The 17,889-nt window shown below is 73.7% G+C and carries 15 protein-coding genes; 7 read left to right on the plus strand and 8 right to left on the minus strand.

The annotated features are described in order from the left end of the window. From V2J63_RS02685 to V2J63_RS02710, 6 genes are all read right to left on the minus strand, one after another. Positions 1-219, minus strand: coding sequence for a hypothetical protein (locus V2J63_RS02685; RefSeq protein ID WP_331229432.1), 219 nt, complete (start codon positions 217-219; stop codon positions 1-3). A gap of 143 nt (positions 220-362) precedes the next feature. Beyond that, entirely contained in the window at positions 363-815 is a 453-nt protein-coding gene (gene rplI / locus V2J63_RS02690) for a 50S ribosomal protein L9 (protein ID WP_331229433.1), read from the minus strand. Between the two features lie 14 nt (positions 816-829). Then, entirely contained in the window at positions 830-1,063 is a 234-nt protein-coding gene (gene rpsR, locus V2J63_RS02695) for a 30S ribosomal protein S18 (RefSeq protein ID WP_331229434.1), read from the minus strand. A gap of 51 nt (positions 1,064-1,114) precedes the next feature. Further along, positions 1,115-1,669 carry a single-stranded DNA-binding protein gene (locus V2J63_RS02700; RefSeq protein ID WP_331229435.1) on the minus strand — a complete coding sequence of 185 codons (555 nt, stop codon included), beginning with the start codon at positions 1,667-1,669 and terminating at the stop codon, positions 1,115-1,117. A gap of 62 nt (positions 1,670-1,731) precedes the next feature. Then, positions 1,732-2,022, minus strand: coding sequence for a 30S ribosomal protein S6 (rpsF, locus tag V2J63_RS02705; RefSeq protein ID WP_331229436.1), 291 nt, complete (start codon positions 2,020-2,022; stop codon positions 1,732-1,734). Between the two features lie 188 nt (positions 2,023-2,210). Further along, entirely contained in the window at positions 2,211-4,619 is a 2,409-nt protein-coding gene (locus tag V2J63_RS02710) for a penicillin-binding protein (RefSeq protein ID WP_331229437.1), read from the minus strand. A 218-nt stretch (positions 4,620-4,837) separates the two neighbouring features. On the opposite strand from V2J63_RS02710, the gene V2J63_RS02715 reads away from it, so the two are divergent. The 4 genes from V2J63_RS02715 to V2J63_RS02730 all read left to right on the plus strand — a co-directional run bounded on the left by V2J63_RS02715 (position 4,838) and on the right by V2J63_RS02730 (position 8,809). Then, a complete protein-coding gene (locus tag V2J63_RS02715) occupies positions 4,838-5,482 on the plus strand; it encodes a PadR family transcriptional regulator (protein ID WP_331229438.1) in 645 nt (214 codons plus the stop codon). Next, the gene (locus V2J63_RS02720; RefSeq protein ID WP_331229439.1) at positions 5,479-6,558 is read left to right on the plus strand and encodes an inositol-3-phosphate synthase; all 1,080 of its coding nucleotides are present in this window, start codon (positions 5,479-5,481) and stop codon (positions 6,556-6,558) included. The genes V2J63_RS02715 and V2J63_RS02720 overlap by 4 nt, the downstream gene beginning before the upstream one ends. 241 nt (positions 6,559-6,799) lie before the next feature. Further along, positions 6,800-8,119 (plus strand): MFS transporter, encoded by a 1,320-nt coding sequence (locus V2J63_RS02725; RefSeq protein ID WP_331229440.1) that lies wholly within the window; start codon positions 6,800-6,802, stop codon positions 8,117-8,119. A 177-nt stretch (positions 8,120-8,296) separates the two neighbouring features. Next, positions 8,297-8,809 (plus strand): beta-class carbonic anhydrase, encoded by a 513-nt coding sequence (locus V2J63_RS02730; protein WP_331229441.1) that lies wholly within the window; start codon positions 8,297-8,299, stop codon positions 8,807-8,809. 18 nt (positions 8,810-8,827) lie between these two features. On the opposite strand, the gene V2J63_RS02735 is transcribed toward V2J63_RS02730, so the two are convergent. Together V2J63_RS02735 and V2J63_RS02740 are read right to left on the minus strand one after the other, a co-directional pair. After that, positions 8,828-9,262: a pyrimidine dimer DNA glycosylase/endonuclease V gene (locus V2J63_RS02735; protein ID WP_331229442.1), complete on the minus strand. Its 435-nt coding sequence runs from the start codon at positions 9,260-9,262 to the stop codon at positions 8,828-8,830. Further along, positions 9,259-10,725 (minus strand): CCA tRNA nucleotidyltransferase, encoded by a 1,467-nt coding sequence (locus tag V2J63_RS02740; RefSeq protein WP_331229443.1) that lies wholly within the window; start codon positions 10,723-10,725, stop codon positions 9,259-9,261. Before V2J63_RS02740 ends, V2J63_RS02735 begins: the two co-directional genes overlap by 4 nt. A gap of 103 nt (positions 10,726-10,828) precedes the next feature. Here V2J63_RS02740 and V2J63_RS02745 point away from each other — a divergent pair, with 103 nt between their 5' ends. From V2J63_RS02745 to V2J63_RS02755, 3 genes are read left to right on the plus strand one after another with little or no spacing between them, the layout of a single operon-like run. Continuing rightward, positions 10,829-11,353 (plus strand): NUDIX hydrolase, encoded by a 525-nt coding sequence (locus V2J63_RS02745; RefSeq protein ID WP_331229444.1) that lies wholly within the window; start codon positions 10,829-10,831, stop codon positions 11,351-11,353. After that, positions 11,350-13,722, plus strand: a complete 2,373-nt coding sequence (locus V2J63_RS02750) for a DUF6049 family protein (protein ID WP_331229445.1) — start codon at positions 11,350-11,352, stop codon at positions 13,720-13,722. Before V2J63_RS02745 ends, V2J63_RS02750 begins: the two co-directional genes overlap by 4 nt. 56 nt (positions 13,723-13,778) lie before the next feature. Next, a complete protein-coding gene (locus V2J63_RS02755; protein WP_331229446.1) occupies positions 13,779-17,843 on the plus strand; it encodes a murein biosynthesis integral membrane protein MurJ in 4,065 nt (1,354 codons plus the stop codon). The last annotated feature ends 46 nt before the right edge of the window (positions 17,844-17,889 follow it).

Genomic DNA, 17,889 nt, shown 5'->3' on the forward strand with positions numbered 1-17,889 from the left:
TCAGCTGGCGAGCCGGTGCTCCGTCGCCCGCAGCGCGAGCTGGCGGTCGATCTCCTCGAGGGCGGCGAGCGCCGCCCACTCGTCCGAGCACAGCCCGGTGGTGTGGGCGCGCTCGCACAGCTCGTCCTCGGTGATGTCGATGTCAGCGAGGACCCGGCGGCGCGCGCGGGCCAGCTCGGCAGTGGTGAGGTCGGTGTAGGAGCTCGTCGTCAACGTCATGCTCTGCACGTTACGACCGACCACTGACATCGCCCGGGACCCGCCCCCGCGAGTGTCGCCCCGAGGGTCCCGGAACGGCATCCCCCGGGTACGGCAACGGCCCGGCTCCCCGCAGGGAACCGGGCCGTCGACGATCCACGCGATCAGGCCTCGGGAACGACCTTGACCTCGAGCGTGGCCTGGACGTCCGCGTGCAGGCGCACGTGGACGCGGTGCTCGCCGAGCGACTTGATCGGGGTGGGGACCTCGATCTTTCGCTTGTCGAGCGCCGGGCCACCGGCGGCCGAGACCGCCGCGGAGATGTCCGTCGTCGTCACGGCGCCGAAGAGGCGGCCGTTGGCGCCGGAGCGCACCTTGACCACGACCGGCTTGTTCTGCAGCGAGTCGCGGACGGCGCGGGCGTCCTCGATCGTGTGGATCTCGCGCGACCGACGGGCGGCGCGGATCTGGTCGACCTGCTTCTGGGCGCCCTTGGTCCAGGCCGTGGCCAGACCGCGGGGCACGAGGTAGTTACGGGCGTACCCGTCCTTGACCTCGATGACGTCCCCGGGGGCGCCGAGGCCGGTGACCTCGTGCGTGAGGATGAGCTTTGCCATGATGCCTCCCAGCCTCAGCGAGCGGAGCTCGAGTAGGGCAGCAGAGCCATCTCGCGGGCGTTCTTGACGGCCTTCGCGATGGCGCGCTGCTCCTGGACGGAGACACCGGTCACTCGACGCGCGCGGATCTTCCCGCGGTCGGAGATGAACTTGCGCAGCAGCGCGGTGTCCTTGTAGTCGATGGCCTGTGCCTTCTTCAAGGGGTTGGCCTTCTTCTTGCCTGGCTTGCGAAGAACGGGCTTCGCCATGATGTGCTCCTCGATGTTCCGTGCGCGGACGAACCGCGCCAAAGGTCTGTACTAGAAGGGGGGCTCGTCGCCGAACGAGCTCGCCCCGCCTGTCGCCCACGGGTCGTCCGCCTGGCCACCGGCCGGCTGGCTGGCGTTGCCGCCACCGAAGCCGCCCTGGTTGCCGCCGCCGAACCCGCCGCCCTGGCCGCCGCCCTGGTTGCCGCCGCCACCGCCGAAGCCGCCACCGCCGCCGCCGCCGCGCTGGGTGCGCGTGACCTTGGCCGTCGCGTAGCGCAGCGAGGGAGCCACCTCGTCGACCTGCATCTCGACCACCGTGCGCTTCTCGCCCTCACGGGTCTCGAAGGACCGCTGGACGAGCCGGCCCTGGACGAGGACACGCATGCCCTTGCTCAGCGACTCCGCCACGTTCTCCGCAGCCTCGCGCCAGACGGAGCAGCGCATGAACAGCGTCTCGCCGTCCTTCCACTCGTTGCTCTGGCGGTCGAAGGTGCGCGGCGTGGAGGCCACGGTGAAGCTCGCCACGGCAGCCCCGGAGGGGGTGAACCGCAGCTCGGGGTCCGCCGTGAGGTTACCTACGACGGTGATGACGGTCTCGCCTGCCATGACGTTCTCCCTGGATCAGGTTGCCGGGGCCGGTGCGTACGGCCCCGCTGGGCGAAGGATGCTCAGTGAGCGTCGGGGCGCATGAGCTTCGTGCGCAGGATGGCCTCGTTGAGGCCGAGCTGGCGGTCGAGCTCCTGAGCGAGCGCGGGCGTCGTCGTCATGTTGACGACGGCGTAGATGCCCTCGGAACGCTTGCTGATCTCGTAGGCAAGACGGCGCTTGCCCCAGATGTCGACCTTCTCCACGCTGCCGCCGTCTCCACGGACGACCTGCAGGAGCTTGTCGAGTGACGGGGCGACGGTGCGCTCGTCGACCTCCGGGTCGAGGATGATCATCAGTTCGTACTGACGCATGCTGAGTACCCACCTCCTCTGGACTTGGCGGTCACGGTCTCTCCGTGACAGGAGGGTGCTGCGTTACGTCGGCCGCGCGGTGCGCACAGGTGCACGCATGCCACGGCCAGCGGTCAAGGCTACCGCAGGTGCGCCGACGAACCGACCGCCGCCGCGACGCTGTGGGCAAACGCACCGCAGCGCCCGCGCTAGCCGTCCCGACCGCCCCCGGCACCCGCCCCCGACCCGGCGCCGCCGGTCGGAGCGGTGGTGGGCTGCGGCGGCGGCGGCGCCTGCGTCGGCTGCGGCGGCCGGGTGGGTGCAGGCTCCTGGGTGGGCTCCGGTTCCGGCTCGGGCTCGGGCTCGGGCTCCGGCGGGGGTCCGCTCGAGACGACGACGCTCACGCTCGCCCCCTCGCGCACCTCGCTGCCGCCGCCGGGATCCGTCCCCAGCACAGTGCCCCGGGGGGAGTCCGACTCCTGCTCCGTCACCGTGGCCGCCAGCCCCGCCTCGCTGATCGTCGCGACAGCGCTCGCCTGGTCGAGCCCGACGACGTCGGGCACGACGACCGTCGCCGGCTCCTGGGTCTGCCGCTCCTGGGTCCGCTCGGGCTGCGGCGCGCGCGTGGGACGCTCGGGCTCGGGGCGTTCGGGGAGCTCCTCGACCTCCATCCCCTCGGTCGCGGCGATCATGTAGTCGCGCCAGATCGTCGTGGGGTAGGTCGAACCGGTGATGTTGTCGTACTCGCCGAAGGGTGTGAGCGTCTCCTCGGTGCCGTCCTCACCCACCTGGTACATGGCGACGACGGTCGTCAGCTGCGGGACGAACCCGGCGAACCAGGCCGAGCGCGCCTCGTTCGACGTGCCGGTCTTGCCGGCCGCGGGTCGGCCGAGGTCGAGGGCACGGACGCCCGTCCCCTCTTCGATGACGCTGCGCATGGCGAACGTCGCGTTGGCGATGACGTCGGGCTCGAAGACCTCCTCGCCCGCTGAGCCACCGGTGTAGACGACCTCCCCCGTGGCGCTGCGTACCTCGGCGACGATGTAGGGGTCGTGCCGCACGCCCTCCGCGGCGAACGTCGCGAACGCCCGCGCGAGGTCGATGGGATGGGGCGAGGCCGAGCCGAGCACGTTCGACGGCACCGGCTCGAGACCGATGGTGTCCTCCGGGATACCCGCGCGGACCGCGGCGTCCATCGTCAGCTCCGGCCCGACCTCGACGTTGAGCTGCGCGTACGTCGTGTTGACCGACTGCTCGGTGGCCTCGATGAGGTTGATCCGTCCCCGGTTGAACGCGTCGTAGTTGTTGACCGGGGCATCGAACCCCTCGATCTCCATCGGGGTGTAGCTCGTGTACCGGTCCTCGAGGGTGACGCCGTTCTCGAGCGCCGCGACGAGCGTGAAGGGCTTGAACGTCGACCCTGCCTGGGCGACGTCCTGCGTGGCCGCGTTGCGCGACTGGGAGACGAAGTCCGGCCCGCCGTAGAGAGAGACGACAGCGCCGCTGTCCGAGGCGAGGGAGACGAGCGCGACCCGGTTGTTCTCCGGGCGGTCCTCCGGCAGGGCGTCGACGGCCGCGACCGCCGCGTCCTGGGAGCGCTGGTCGATCGTCGTCGTGATCTGCAGGCCGAGGGTGTCGAGCTCCTCCTCGGTCATCTCGGCGTCCGAGACGAGCTCCGTGCGGACCATGTCGAGGAGGTAGCCGTTCGGCCCGGCGTACGTGTTCGAGCGCGTGTACTCGACCGCCTCGGGGAACACCTGCGCGTCGCGCTCCTCCTGGGTGATCCACTCGTCGCGGACCATGAAGTCGAGGACGCGGTTCCACCGGTCCTCCGCGCGCTCGGCGTCGACGCGCGGGTCCCAGTTGTTAGGGGAGGGGATGATGCCCGCGAGGAGGGCGGACTCGGCCAGCGTGAGGTCCGCCGCGGACTTGCCGAAGTACTGCTCGGCGGCGGTCTCGATGCCGTACGCGCCGCGGCCGAAGTAGATCGTGTTGAGGTAGTTCTCCAGGATCGTGTCCTTGGACTCCTCGCGGTCGATCTTGAGCGCGAGGATGGCCTCCTGGAGCTTGCCGGCGTAGCTCGTCGTCGTACCGAGGAAGTACCGCTCGACGTACTGCTGGGTGAGGGTGGAGCCGCCCTGGGTCGCGTTGCCGCGCACGTTGTTCCAGAACGCGCGGGCGATCCCGACGGGGTCGATGCCGACGTTCTCGTAGAAGCGCCGGTCCTCCGACGCGACGACGGCGTGACCGACGTGCTCGGGGAGCGAGGAGAGCGGCACGATCTCGCGGTCGTACTCGGCGAAGCTGCCCATCTCGGTCTCGCCGTCGGCGAAGTACACGGTCGTGCCCTGCGCCTGGGCGAAGTCGCCCGGCTCGGGGATGTCGGTGGTGACGTAGGCAGCCGCGAAGAGCCCGACGACGATCGCGACGCCGGTGACCGCCGTCGCCAGGACGATCCGCCAGCTCGGGAGCCAGCGATGGACAGGTCCCTTCCCCGGGCGCGGGTAGTTCCAGCGGCGCTTCTTGGCACCGCCGGGCCCGCTCGCTCCGCGACGGGACGCGCGGCCGCCGCCTGGGGACGGCGCCCGCCGCGAGCCCTGCTGGTTCTTCGCTGCCACGCCAACACGTCCTTCTGCCGGGGATAGGTCCACCGGGCCGCCGGGGTTCGCGGGTGCACCGCAAGCCTGGAGCCGGTCCTCAGTATGCGGCAGGCGCCTGGGCGGTGCTCGTGAGCGTCCCCGGGGGCCAGGGGTCGCACCGCGCGGCGCACCGCGGCGAGACCCGCACCCTGTAGTGTGTCGCGATATATCGGGCCGATATATCGAGGGGGGGCAGGGTGGGAAGTCGCGCGGACGTCCTCGAGCTCGCCATCCTCGGCCGGCTCAGCGCCGCCCCCATGCACGGGTACGAGCTGCGCAAGCAGCTCGGGGCCAGCCTCGGGGCGGTGCGGACCCTGTCCTACGGATCGCTCTACCCGGCACTGCGTCGACTCACCGACGCGGGGTACATCGCGGAGTCGGCGACGGCGGAGCCTCCCCACGCCCTCGCCGGCAGGCGCGGGCGGATCGTCTACCAGCTGACGGCGAAGGGCAGGGAGCACCTCGCTCGCGCGCTGGCCAGGGCCGAGCCGAGCGCGTGGGAGGACGAGGCGTTCACCGTGCGCTTCACCCTCTTCTCCACGACCGACGCCCGCACCCGGCTGAGCATCCTCGAGGGGCGTCGCGCCCGGATGGTCGAGCGCCTCGAGCTCCTGCGCTCCTCGTTCCACCACACCCGCGAGCGCATGGACGCCTACACCACGGAGCTTGCCCGGCACGGCCTCGAGCAGGCCGAGCGGGAGGTCGCGTGGCTGGAGGACCTCATCGACACCGAGCGCGGCACCCGCGGCGCTCTCGACCTCCGGGCGGCACCGCAGCCGTCCGGGCCCCGCACCCAGGACGCCCCCGGCGTCCAGACCACCACCACCAAGGAGAACGAATGAGCTCGATCCGCGTAGCGATCGTGGGCGTCGGCAACTGCGCGTCGTCGCTCGTCCAGGGCGTGACCTTCTACGCCGACGCCGACCCGTCCGGCACGGTCCCCGGTCTCATGCACGTCATGTTCGGCGAGTACCACGTGCGCGACGTCGAGTTCGTCGCCGCCTTCGACGTCGACGCCAAGAAGGTCGGCAAGGACCTCTCCGAGGCCATCGGCGCCAGCGAGAACAACACGATCAAGCTGTGCGACGTGCCCGAGCTGGGCGTGCCCGTCCAGCGGGGACCGACGCTCGACGGGCTCGGCAAGTACTACTCCGAGACGATCACCGAGGCGGACGCCGAGGCGGTCGACGTCGTGGCAGCGCTCAAGGACGCCCGCGCCGACGTGCTCGTCTGCTACCTCCCCGTCGGCTCCGAGGACGCGGCGCGGCACTACGCCCAGTGCGCCATCGACGCGGGCGTCGCGTTCGTCAACGCCCTGCCCGTCTTCATCGCCGGCACGAAGGAGTGGGCCGACAAGTTCACCGCCGCCGGGGTCCCCATCGTCGGTGACGACATCAAGTCGCAGGTGGGCGCGACGATCACGCACCGGGTGCTCGCGAAGCTCTTCGAGGACCGCGGCGTCGTCCTCGACCGCACGTACCAGCTCAACGTCGGCGGCAACATGGACTTCAAGAACATGCTCGAGCGCGACCGTCTCGAGTCCAAGAAGATCTCCAAGACCCAGGCCGTGACGTCGAACGTCCAGCACGACCTCGGCGCGCGCAACGTCCACATCGGCCCGAGCGACTACGTCCAGTGGCTCGACGACCGCAAGTGGGCCTACGTGCGCCTCGAGGGCCGCGCCTTCGGTGAGGTCCCGCTCAACCTCGAGTACAAGCTCGAGGTCTGGGACTCGCCGAACTCCGCGGGCATCATCATCGACGCGATCCGCGCGGCGAAGATCGCCCTCGACCGCGGCGTCGGCGGCCCGCTCCTCGCGGCCTCGAGCTACTTCATGAAGTCCCCGCCCGAGCAGCGCGCCGACGACGACGCGCGCGCCGACGTCGAGGCGTTCATCCGGGGCGAGCTCGAGCGCTGACCCGCCCACCTCACCGCGCGCCGCTCGCGCTCCCCGAGCCCCGGGCCAGCCGCCACGGGCAGCCGCGGCCTGTGCTGAGTATCCGTCAGGACGTGCCTGACGGATCCTCAGCACAGTCGTCGGCGCAGGTGAGGGGCGGTAGGGCCAGCGGTCCCCGCACCGCGGCGGGCCGGGGCCCGGCGAGTGTCGGATAGCCTGCACCGGTGCCGCCCCTCGCCCAGTCCGCCGCGGTGAACGCCGCATGAGCGTGCTGGGGGACCTGCGCACCGTCGCCGTCCACAGCGGCTTCCGCAAGCTCTTCGCCGTCCGCCTCGTCTCCCAGTGCGGGGACGGGATGTTCCAGGTCGGCCTCGCCACCCTCTTCTTCTTCTCACCCCAGAACATGGCGACGGCGGCCGGGGTGGCGACGGCCTTCGCCGTCCTGCTCCTCCCGTTCACCGTCGTCGGTCCCTTCGCGGGCCCGCTGCTCGACCGGTGGCGCCGCCGGCAGGTGCTCCTCGTCGGTAACGCCGTCCGCGTGCTGCTCGCGCTCGCCCTCGCGGTCCTCATCGCCACCGCCGGCGTCGGCCCCGCGGTGTACGTCCTCGCGCTCGTCACCCTCGGCATCAACCGGTTCCTCCTCGCCGCGCTCTCCGCGGGGCTCCCGCGCGTGGTCCCCCGCGACCAGCTCCTCATGGCCAACGCCATCACCCCGACGCTCGGAGCGGTCTCCGCCGTCATCGGCGCCGCGCTCGGGTTCCTCATCGGAGCGCTCGGCCCCGACGGCGCGGTCGGCGACTCAGCCGCCCTCACCGCCGCGGCCCTCCTCTTCGCCGGTGCCTCGGCGCTCGCCCTGCGCCTCGGGCGGGACCAGCTCGGCCCGGAGCCCACGCAGGTCGCCTCCTCGCTCCGGGCGGACGTCCGCGCCACGGTCGCGGACATGGCGGCCGGCGCCCGCTACCTCGTGGCCCGCGGCACCCCCGGGCACGCCCTCGCGGCCATGGCCACGCACCGCTTCTTCTACGGCATCAACTTCATCGCGCTCATCCTCATCTCGCGCAACCTCCTCGCCGACCCGACCGACGCGGCCGCCGGGCTCGCCACCTTCGCCGTGCTCACCGGCGTCTCCTTCGCCGGGAACGGCGCCGCGATCGTCCTCACCCCGATCGCCCACGAGCGGATGCGACCCTCGACGTGGGTCGTCCTGTGCCTCGGCATCGGCGCGCTCAGCCAGGCGCTGCTGGTCCTCACCCCGGCCCGCGGCGTCGTCATGGCCTCGGCCGTCCTGCTCGGGCTCAGCGTCCAGGGCGCCAAGATCGCCGTCGACACGATCGTCCAGCGCGACACCGACGACGCCTTCCGCGGGCGCGCCTTCGCCCTGTACGACGTCATGTACAACGCCGCCTTCGCGGGCGCGGCGGCCCTCGCCGCCGTCGTCCTGCCGGACACCGGCTGGTCGCGCCTCGCCTTCGCCGGCCTCGCGCTCGCCTACGTCGTCCTCGCCCTCGCCTACCGCGCCGGCTCCGTCCGCCTCGGGTACGACCCCCGGCCCGTCCTCGAGCGTGAGCGGCACGCCACCTGACCCGAGGCGTAGCCAACCCACCCCGTGGTGGAGGGTGAGGCCGGTGAGGTCACGCGTTCCGCACCGCCTCTCTAGTCGTACGGCACCTCTGCAAGATCACCAGGAATGAGGCGGTCACGCTGCTCGGATGGTGACCCGGGGGGAGCCGCCGCGGGGGGCGGCGGTAGCGTTGCGGCCGTGAACCAGCGCCCCTTGGACTCAGCCTTCACCGACCTCCTCGCCGCGAACAAGCGTTTCGCCGAGAACTTCGACCTCGCCGGGTTCGACGGCGTGGCTCGCGCCGGCGTCGCCATGGTCACGTGCATGGACTCGCGCATCGACCCGCTCGGCATGATCGGCCTCAAGCCCGGCGACGCGAAGATCCTGCGCAACCCGGGCGGCCGGGTGACGGACCAGGTGCTCGTCGCCCTCGTCCTCGGCGTCACGCTCCTCGGGGTCGAGCGCGTCCTCGTCGTCCATCACACGCGCTGCGCCATGGCGTCCGCGAGCGAGGCCGAGCTGCACCAGCGCATCTCCACCGCGAGCGGGCTCGACGCGTCCTGGATGTCGCTCGGTGTCATCACCGACCAGCTCGAGAGCATCCGCGAGGAGGTCGCCAAGGTGCGCGCGCACCCGCTCGTCGCCCCGCACGTCACGGTCGGCGGATTCCTCTACGACGTCGACAGCGGCCTGCTCGAGCCGGTCGTCTGAGCAGGAGGCCCGTCGGCGCTAGACGATCTCCCACTGCGCGACGGGCCCGGGGACGACGACGAACAGCGGGTGGGTGTCCGGCGTCTCGACCCCGCGGAGGTCCGCTGCGCGCGCGGGGCTGCGGATCGCGAGCTTGGCCATGAGGTGGCCCCACTCGTGGGCGACCTGGCCGTCGCTCACCGTCAGCCGCTCCATCGCGGCCGCGCCCGGGTGCTCGATCTTGGTGGCGTCGTACCTGTACCCACGCGCCCGCGCCTCCTCCTCGACGCCGAGGAGGTATCCCCCGATCGCCGCGAGAGGCTCCGGGCACTCCTTGAAGCGCGTGAGCTGGGGGTGGTTGCGGTACCCGCGCGTCCGGCCGGCGAGGACCGCCTGGGCGAGGAGGGCCTCGCGCCAGCAGGCGGTGAGCCCCTGCCGGTCGAGGTAGCGCGGGTGGAGCGACCAGATCCTCATCCGGTGCTCTGCTGCTCCGCCCACCAGCCGAGGAGCGCCTCGGTGGCCGCGTCCTCGCCGATGATGCCGCGCTCCATGCGCAGCTCGAGGAGGAACCGGTAGGCCTGGCCCACGACCGGGCCGGGGCCGACGCCGAGCACCTCCATGATCCGCCCGCCGTCGAGCTCGGGTCGCACGGCCGCGAGCTCCTCCTGCTCGCGGAGGGCGGCGATCCGCTCCTCGAGGTCGTCGTACGCCGCCGCGAGGCGCATCGCCTTGCGGCGGTTGCGCGTCGTGCAGTCGGCCCGCGTGAGCCGGTGCAGGCGCTCGAGCTGCTCTCCCGCGTCGGTGACGTAGCGCCGCACCGCGGAGTCGGTCCACGCGCCCTCGCCGTAGCCGTGGAAGCGCAGGTGGAGCTCGACAAGCCGCGAGACGTCCTTGATCGTGTGCTTGTCGAACCGCAGCGCCTTGAGACGCTTCGTCGTCATCCGCGCACCGACGAGCTCGTGGTGGTGGAAGCTCACCCCGCCGCCCGGCTCGAACCGCCGCGTCGTCGGCTTGCCGATGTCGTGCAGGAGCGCTGCGAGACGCAGGACGAGGTCGGGGCCGGGCACCGGCCCGTCCGGGCCTGTCTCCATCGAGACGGCCTGGTCGAGGACGGTGAGGGTGTGCTCGTACACGTCCTTGTGCCGGTTGTGCTCGTCGACGGTCTGCTGCAGCTCCGCCACCTCGGGCAGCACGACCGCCGCGACGCCCGTGTAGACCATGAGCTCGAGCCCCCGCCGCGGGGAGGGCGACAGGAGGAGGCGCTCGAGCTCGGTGCGCACGCGCTCCGCGGAGACGATCTCGAGCCGCGAGGCCATCGCGGCCATGGCGTCCATGACGTCCGGCGTGACGTCGAAGCCGAGCTGGGCGGCGAATCGGGCGGCGCGCATGATGCGCAGCGGGTCGTCGTCGAAGGACTGCTCCGCGGAGACGGGCGTGCGCAGCACCCGCTCGGCGATGTCCTCCATCCCCCCGTGGGGGTCGACGAACTCGAGCGACGGCAGCCGCACCGCCATGGCGTTGACCGTGAAGTCGCGTCGCGAGAGGTCACCCTCGAGCGTGTCCCCGTACTCGACGACGGGCTTGCGGGAGCCCACCTCGTAGGACTCGGTCCGGTAGGTCGTCACCTCGACGACGACGTCGCCGCGCCGGGCGCCGATGGTGCCGAAGTCGCGCCCGACGTCCCAGTGGACGTCGCCCCACCGAGCGAGGAGCCGCTCGGTCTCGTCCGGGCGCGCCGACGTGGCGAAGTCGAGGTCGTGGCTGACCCGGCCGAGGAAGGCGTCGCGGACCGGGCCGCCCACGAGCGCGAGGTCGTGCCCGGCGTCCGCGAACGTGGTCCCGAGGGACAGGACGTCCGGTGGCAGCGCCGTCAGGGCTTGCGCTGCCGTTCTGACGAGCGGCTCCGACGGGGTCGTAGGTACGGAGGAGGGGGGCACCTGCCCAAGCCTGCCACGCCGCGCACGGCCCGAGCGCCCTCGGGCGGGGCACGCCCGGCCGTCCCCCGCGCCCGGTCGGCGCGAGGTTCATTACAGTGACCTTATGTCCGCTGCCGTCCCCGCCCCGCGCCGCCGCGTGCCGACGCCGCCCCGGCGCCGGCTCACGCACGTGCGGCCGGCCGCCCTGCCGGTGGTGGACGAGACCTCGGCCGGCGGGCTCGTCGTCGACGTCGTCGAGGGTTTGGCATACACGGCCGTCATCGCGCGGCGCAACCGCGCCGGGCGCCTCGAGTGGTGCCTGCCCAAGGGCCACCTGGAGGGTACGGAGACGGCCGAGGAGGCCGCTGTCCGCGAGATCGCGGAGGAGACCGGCATCGACGGCCGGGTCCTGCGTCACCTCGCGACGATCGACTACTGGTTCGCCGGCGACGACCGCCGCGTGCACAAGGTCGTCCACCACTACCTCCTCGAGGCCACGGGCGGGTACCTGACGATCGAGAACGACCCCGACCACGAGGCGGAGGCCGTGGCCTGGGTGGGGCTCGACGAGGTCGCCGCCCGCCTCGCCTATCCCAACGAACGGCGGGTGGTCGCCACCGCCAGGGACGTGCTGGCCGGCCGCGCATGAGCGCGTCGAGGCCCGGCCGCCAGGCGGGCCCGCGCGACGGCGGTACCGGTGCAGGGGCGGCGAGTCCAGGACGGCCCCGCGCGCTCCTCGCGATCGCCGTGCTCCTCCTCTGCGTGCTCGGCCTCGCTCCGCTGGCCGTGCCGGTACCGGCCGCGAGCGCCGTCACCGGCGAGGAGGGACCCGACGGCGCGAGCGGCGGAGATCCGCTCGCCGTCGAGCTCACCGCCCTCGCCCCCGCCGTCCTCGTCCCCGACGCCGACCTCACTCTCACCGGCACGGTGACCAACACGACGACGACGACGGTCGAGCGCCCCACCGTCCGGGTCCGGATGCAGCTGTCGACCCCGATCAGCCGCTCCATCCTCGAGCGCTGGCTCGAGCCCGACTCCCGCTCGGCGACGACGCTCCTCGCGTACGAGGAGGACGACGCGCCGCTCGCCCCGGGTGAGGAGCGACGCTTCACCGTCACCGTCCCGGCCGGGAGCCTGCCCCTCACCCCGAGCTACGTCGCCTGGGGGCCGCGCGGCCTCGAGGTCGAGGTGAGCGACCCCGCTGCCCAGGAGCGCCGGGGCAGCGCACGCTCCTTCCTCCTGTGGTGGCCCGAGCTGGACGTCACGCCGACCCCCGTCGGTGTCCTCGGCGCGCTCGTGCCGACGGCGGCGGAGCGGGTCGCGACCGACGCCGCCGGTGCTGCGCTCGCCGACACCGCGGCCCCGCGCCTCGGCCCCCTGCTCGAGGCCCTCGACCGCCCCGACGTCGACGTCGCGCTCGACCCGGCGCTGCTCGGCACCGCGCTCACGAGCATGCCCGGAGACGCCGGCCCGTCCGGGGAGGCGCCGGGGACCGCCGACCCGACCGCACCGGGCACGGCCTCCGCCGGGCCCACGGGCGACGAGGCCGCCGACGACGAGACCACGACGGCGCCCGGGCAGGACGAGGCGTCACCCGGGACCGCGTCGCCCGCCGGGGCAGGACCGCCGGAGGCAGGGGGCGCTGGCGCCGAGCTCCTCGCTGCGCTGACCGAGCGGGCGGACGGCCCCCGCCGTGACGTCCACGCCCTGCCGTGGGCCGACGCCGACGTCGCCGCGCTCGCGCACGCCGAGCGCACGGACCTCGTCGCCGACGCCGTCGCGCGCACCGTCGAGGCCCTGGACGCCGCCGGGCTCGACGCGAGCACCGACCTCGCGTGGCCGGTCGCCGAGGTTCCCGACCGCGCGACCGTCGGTGCCTCCGTCGAGGCGGGGGCCGAGGCGGTCGTCCTGCCCGCGGACTCCCTCGCCGCGGCCCGGCCGCTGACGTACACGCCGACGGGACGGGCGACGCTCGACGTCGACGGGCGAGAGGTGCCCGCCGTCCTCGCCGACGAGCGGATGTCGGCGATCCTGTCCGGCACCCACCGGAGGGTCAACGCCGACGGCGCGCCCGACGCGCCGCTGGACGACCTCACCGCCCGTCAGTTCCTCCTCGCCGAGAGTGCCGTCATCAGCCGCGAGCGTCCCAGCGACGGCCGGGGTGTGCTCCTCACCCTGCCCCGTGACTTCGCCGGCGACGCCGAGGCGCTCGCGGAGCGGCTCGACGCCCTCGCGGACGCACCGTGGGTCGACCGGGTCGGCATCGACGAGCTGCTCGCGCGCGAGGCGCCCGAGCTCGAGCGCGACACGCTGCCGGTGCGCGAGGTCGAGGCGGGCGAGATGAGCGCGGCGGAGCTCGAGACCTACAGCCGCGTCCTGGCGGGTGCCGAGGCGCTCGCACACGTCACCCCCGAGCCGGAGCGCCTCCTCGCACCCGTCCGTGAGGCCCTCCTGCCCACGCTCTCCGCGGCGTGGCGCAGCGCCCCGGACGAGCGCGACGCCCGGCTCGCCGCGGCGGCCACCACGGCCGCGGAGCAGGCCGCCTCCGTGGCCGCCCAGCCGGGCAGCACCCTCAACCTCATCAACGACGAGGCGCACATCCCCGTGAGCGTGACCAACGGCCTCGACCAAAGCGTGCGCGTCCAGGTCCGCCTCGAGCCACGCGACGTCCGCCTCGTCGCGGAGGACGCCGTCACGCTCGAGGTCCCCGCGCAGCAGTCGGCCACGGCCCAGGTCCCGGTCCGGGCGATCGGAAGCGGCGACGTCGTCGTCGACGTCCTCCTCGAGTCCGTCTCGGGCGAGCCGATCGGGGTCGCGAGTGAGATCCAGGTCCGCGTGCGCGCCGACTGGGAGAACGTCGGGACGGGGGTCGTCGCCGGCCTCCTCGTCCTCATGCTCGTCATCGGGCTCGTGCGTACCGTGCGCCGGGGCCGACGCCGGGCCGTGGCCGTGGCCGTGGAGGCGGGCGCCGGCACCGAGGAGGGCTCGACGCCCGCAGACGAGGGGGACGCGCGATGAGCGGGAGGACGGGAGGCGCCGAGGCGGGAAGCGCGCCCGGCGGGAGCGGCGCAGGGGTGAGCAGCACGACGGGTGCCCGCGGCCTCGCCGGCTCCGCCGCCGTCATGTTCTCCGGGACGCTCGTCTCCCGGCTGCTCGGGCTCGTGCGCAACGTCGTGCTCGTCGCGGCGATCGGTGTGACGGGCGCCGCCAACTCGTTCTCAGTGGCGAACAAGCTGCCGAACGTCATCTACATGCTCGTGGCGGGCGGCGTGCTCAACGCCATCCTCGTCCCGCAGATCGTCCGGGCGATGAAGGCACGGGACGGCGGCGACGAGTACGTCAACCGGCTGCTCACGCTCGCCGGCGTCGCCCTCCTCGGGCTCACCCTCCTCCTCACGGCCGGCTCGACGGTCCTCGTCACGGTCTACGCCTCCGAGCTCGACCCGCAGTGGTTCGCGCTCGCCGTCGCCTTCGCCCTGTGGTGCATCCCCCAGCTCTTCTTCTACGGGATGTACACGCTCCTCGGGCAGGTGCTCAACGCGCGGGGCATCTTCGGCCCGTACATGTGGGCGCCCGCCGTCAACAACGTCGTCGCCATCGTCGGCCTCGTCGCCTACATGATCGTCTTCGGGCCGGCGTCGACGGGGGCACCGGAGGACCCGGGCGCGTGGACGCCCCTGCGCATCTCGATCATCGCCGGCACCGCCACGCTCGGGGTCGCGACGCAGGCGCTCGTCCTCATCCGACCGCTGCGCCGCGCGGGCTTCCGGTTCCGCCCCGTGTGGGGGCTGCGGGGCTCCGGCCTGGGCACGGCGAGCCGGGTCGCGATGTGGGCGTTCGCCGCCCTCGCGGTCGCCCAGCTCGGGTTCGTCGCCATCTCCAACCTCGCCGCCGCCGCCTCCGGCGCCGCGGTGGGCCGCGCGCTCACCGCCGTCGAGGGCCTGCCCCGCATCGCGGCGCAGGCCGCGGCCACCGGAGGGTTCGTCCCGGGGAACGCGGCGTGGGACAACGCGAACTTCATCTACATCCTCCCGCAGTCCCTCATCACGGTCTCCCTCGTCACGGCCCTCTTCACCCGGATGTCGACGTACGCCGCGACGAAGGACCTCGCGGGCGTGCGCTCCGACCTCTCGCTCGGGCTGCGCACGATCGGCGTGTTCACGGTCTTCGCCAGTGCAGCCCTCGCCGTCGTCGCGCTCCCGATGGTCCAGGCCGTGCTCCCGACGACGACGGTGGACGAGGCCCGCGGCATCGCCCGCGTCGTCGTCGCGCTCCTCGCCGGCATCGCGGCCCTCGGTGCGCTCACGATGATCCAGCGGGTCTACTACGCCTTCGAGGACACCCGGTTCCTCTTCTTCCTCCAGCTCCCCATGACGGCGATCGTCGTCGTCGGGTGCTTCGCGGCGATGTGGCTCCCGGAGGACTGGTGGCTCGTCGGGGCCGGCGCGGCGAACACCCTGTCCAACGTCGTCGGGTCGGTCGTCGCCTACCTCGCCCTGCGCCGTGTCCTGCCGAGCCTCGACGGCGCGCGCGTGCTGCGGACCCACGTCCGGCTCGTCCTCGCCGCGGCGCCGGCGGCGCTGCTCGGCTGGGGCCTGCTCCACCTCATGGGCCCGATGGCGACGGCGGAGAGCATGCCCGTCCGCATCCTCGAGGCGCTCGCACGTGTCGGGCTCGCCGGTGTGCTCATGACGGCCGTCTACCTCCTCCTCCTGCGCCGCCTGCAGGTGGACGAGCTCTTCACGATGGTCCGGCCGGTCGGGTCGGTGCTCGCGCGGGTCGGCGGCCGGCTCCCGGGGGCACCGGGCGGGGCCCTCGCACGGCTCGGGCGCACGCTCGCGCAGGCGGGCGGGGTGCGTACGATGAGCGCTGATGGCCCGCGGACCCGGGCCGCCGGGACCGACGTGGGGAGCAGGGCGCTGGACGGGCAGGGGGCGACACAGGCCGCGACGATCGCGCGCGGGACAGTACTCGCGGGGCGCTACCGGCTCGAGGACGAGATCACGTGCACCCTCCCGAAGTCGGTCTGCTGGCGCGGCCGCGACCAGATCCTCGACCGCGAGGTCCAGGCCACCATCCTCACGACGGCGCCCCCCGCGTCCGCCGAGACGCTCGACGCCGCCCGCCGGGCTGCCCTCGTCAACGACCCGCGCCTCCAGCGCATCCTCGACGTCGGCACCCAGGACGGCAACGCCTACATCGTCGCCGACATCCTCACCGGCCCCTCGCTCGCCGAGCTCGCCGGCGGCGGCACCTTCCCGGTCGAGCAGGCACGCGCCGTCGTCGGGGAGGCGGCGAGCGCCCTCGAGGCCGCCCGCCGCCGCGGCGTCCACCACCTCGCGCTCTCCCCGTCGTCCGTCCACCTCACGGCGGACGGGCAGGTGCTCCTGACGGGGACCGGCGTCGAGGCCGCCGCGCGCGGGCTCGACGACGCGAACCCGCTCGCCACCGCGCGCGAGGACGCCGTCGGGCTCGTCCGCCTGCTCTACTTCGCCCTCACGGGCCGCTGGCCCGGTGACCACGCCCAGGTGCCGGCCGCCCCGCGGACCGAGACGGGCCCCCGCCCGCCCGTCGAGCTGCGGGCGGACGTGCCGCGCGACCTCGACGCGCTGTGCCGGACAGGGCTCGGGCCGGGGACCGACGGCCCGCGCAGCCCGTCCGAGGTCATCCGCGAGCTCGCACCCTGGCGCGACATCAACGTCGACGCCCTCACCTCCGACGACGGCTCCTGGGTGGGCGTGGCCGCCGCCGGGTCCGCCGCCGCGCTCGGAGCGGCGCCGAGCGCCGCAGCCTCCGGGTCCGGTGGAGCCGCGGGCCTGGCCGCAGCCGCGGTCCCCGGGGCGCCCTTCGCGCGCCTCGTGCCCCCGCCCGCGGACGCCGAGGCGGGCGGGCCGGGTGGCCCGCAGGTCACGGACGGCGAGGACGCGGGGCCCGCCGACGCGGCGGGGCCCGTGAACAGCGCCGACGACGACGCCCCCGTGAGAGGCGCGGAGGCCGACGACGCCACCGTCGCCCCGCGCGACGAGGCGGTCGACGGTGGGCCGGACGACGCAGCTCCGGCGTCCGGCGCGCTCAGCCCGGACGCGCCCGACGAGGCACCCGTCGACGTCGACGGCCCTTCCGGCGATGCCGACGGCGCCACCCGGGACACGAGCCACTGGGCTCCGCGCGCCCCGCGCGCCGGCGCCGGGACGGCACCCGCCTTCGACCGCCTCCTCAGTGACGCCGAGGACACTCCCGCGCAGACCACCGCCCGGCACGGCCGCGGTGCGGGGGTCGTCGGCGCCCTCGGCGCAGCCGCCGCCGGTGCCGCCGCCGCGACGGCCTCGGTCGCGCGGACCGGCGCCCAGACCGTGCGCTCCTCCGTGACGTCCGGCCGCGCGCGCCTCGGCGACGCGACCGAGGCCCGCCAGGCCTCCCGCGATGCCCGCGCCGAAGAGGCGTGGGTCGAGACCGCCGACGGGGATGCGCCGGTCGCCGAGGAGGTCCCCTTCACCGAGCGGCGGATCGACCCGACGCCGATCGTGCTGCTCGTCGCCACCCTCCTCGTCATCCTCGGTGGCATCTGGGCGTTCCAGACCCTCACCGCCGAGCCCGGCCCGCGCCAGACGACGGGTAGCCCGACGGCGGTCGAGACGACGGCCGAGCCCACGCCCACCGCGACGACCCCCGCGGCGGAGCCGACGACGCCCCCGCCCCCCGCACCCGCAGCCCCGCCGCAGATCGCGGCGATCGCCCCGCTCGACCCGGAGGGCGACGGCGCCGAGAACCCCGAGCTCACGTCGAACGCGTTCGACGGGGACCCGGAGTCGTACTGGCGCTCGCGCTCCTACGTCGACCCGGCGTACGGCATGAAGAGCGGGATCGGCCTCGCCATCACGCTCGCGGAGGAGACGCTCGTCTCCGAAGTCCGCATCGACCTCATGGGCAACGGCGGCAACGTGCAGATCCGCGCCACGGACCCGGCCACGCCCACCGAGGGCACCCTCCTCGCCGAGGGTCCGATGGGTCCCGGGTCGACGTTCGCCCTCGCCGAGCCGACGACGACGAGCACGATCGTCCTGTGGTTCACCAGCCTCCCGGTCGCCGACTCCGACGGACGCAACCGCCTCGAGGTCGCCGAGATCGGCCTCGGCTGAGCCGACCCGTGCGCGGCGGGCGGGGAACAACGACACCCCGCACGTG

Source organism: Georgenia wangjunii (assembly GCF_036421975.1).
Lineage (GTDB): Bacteria > Actinomycetota > Actinomycetes > Actinomycetales > Actinomycetaceae > Georgenia_A > Georgenia_A wangjunii.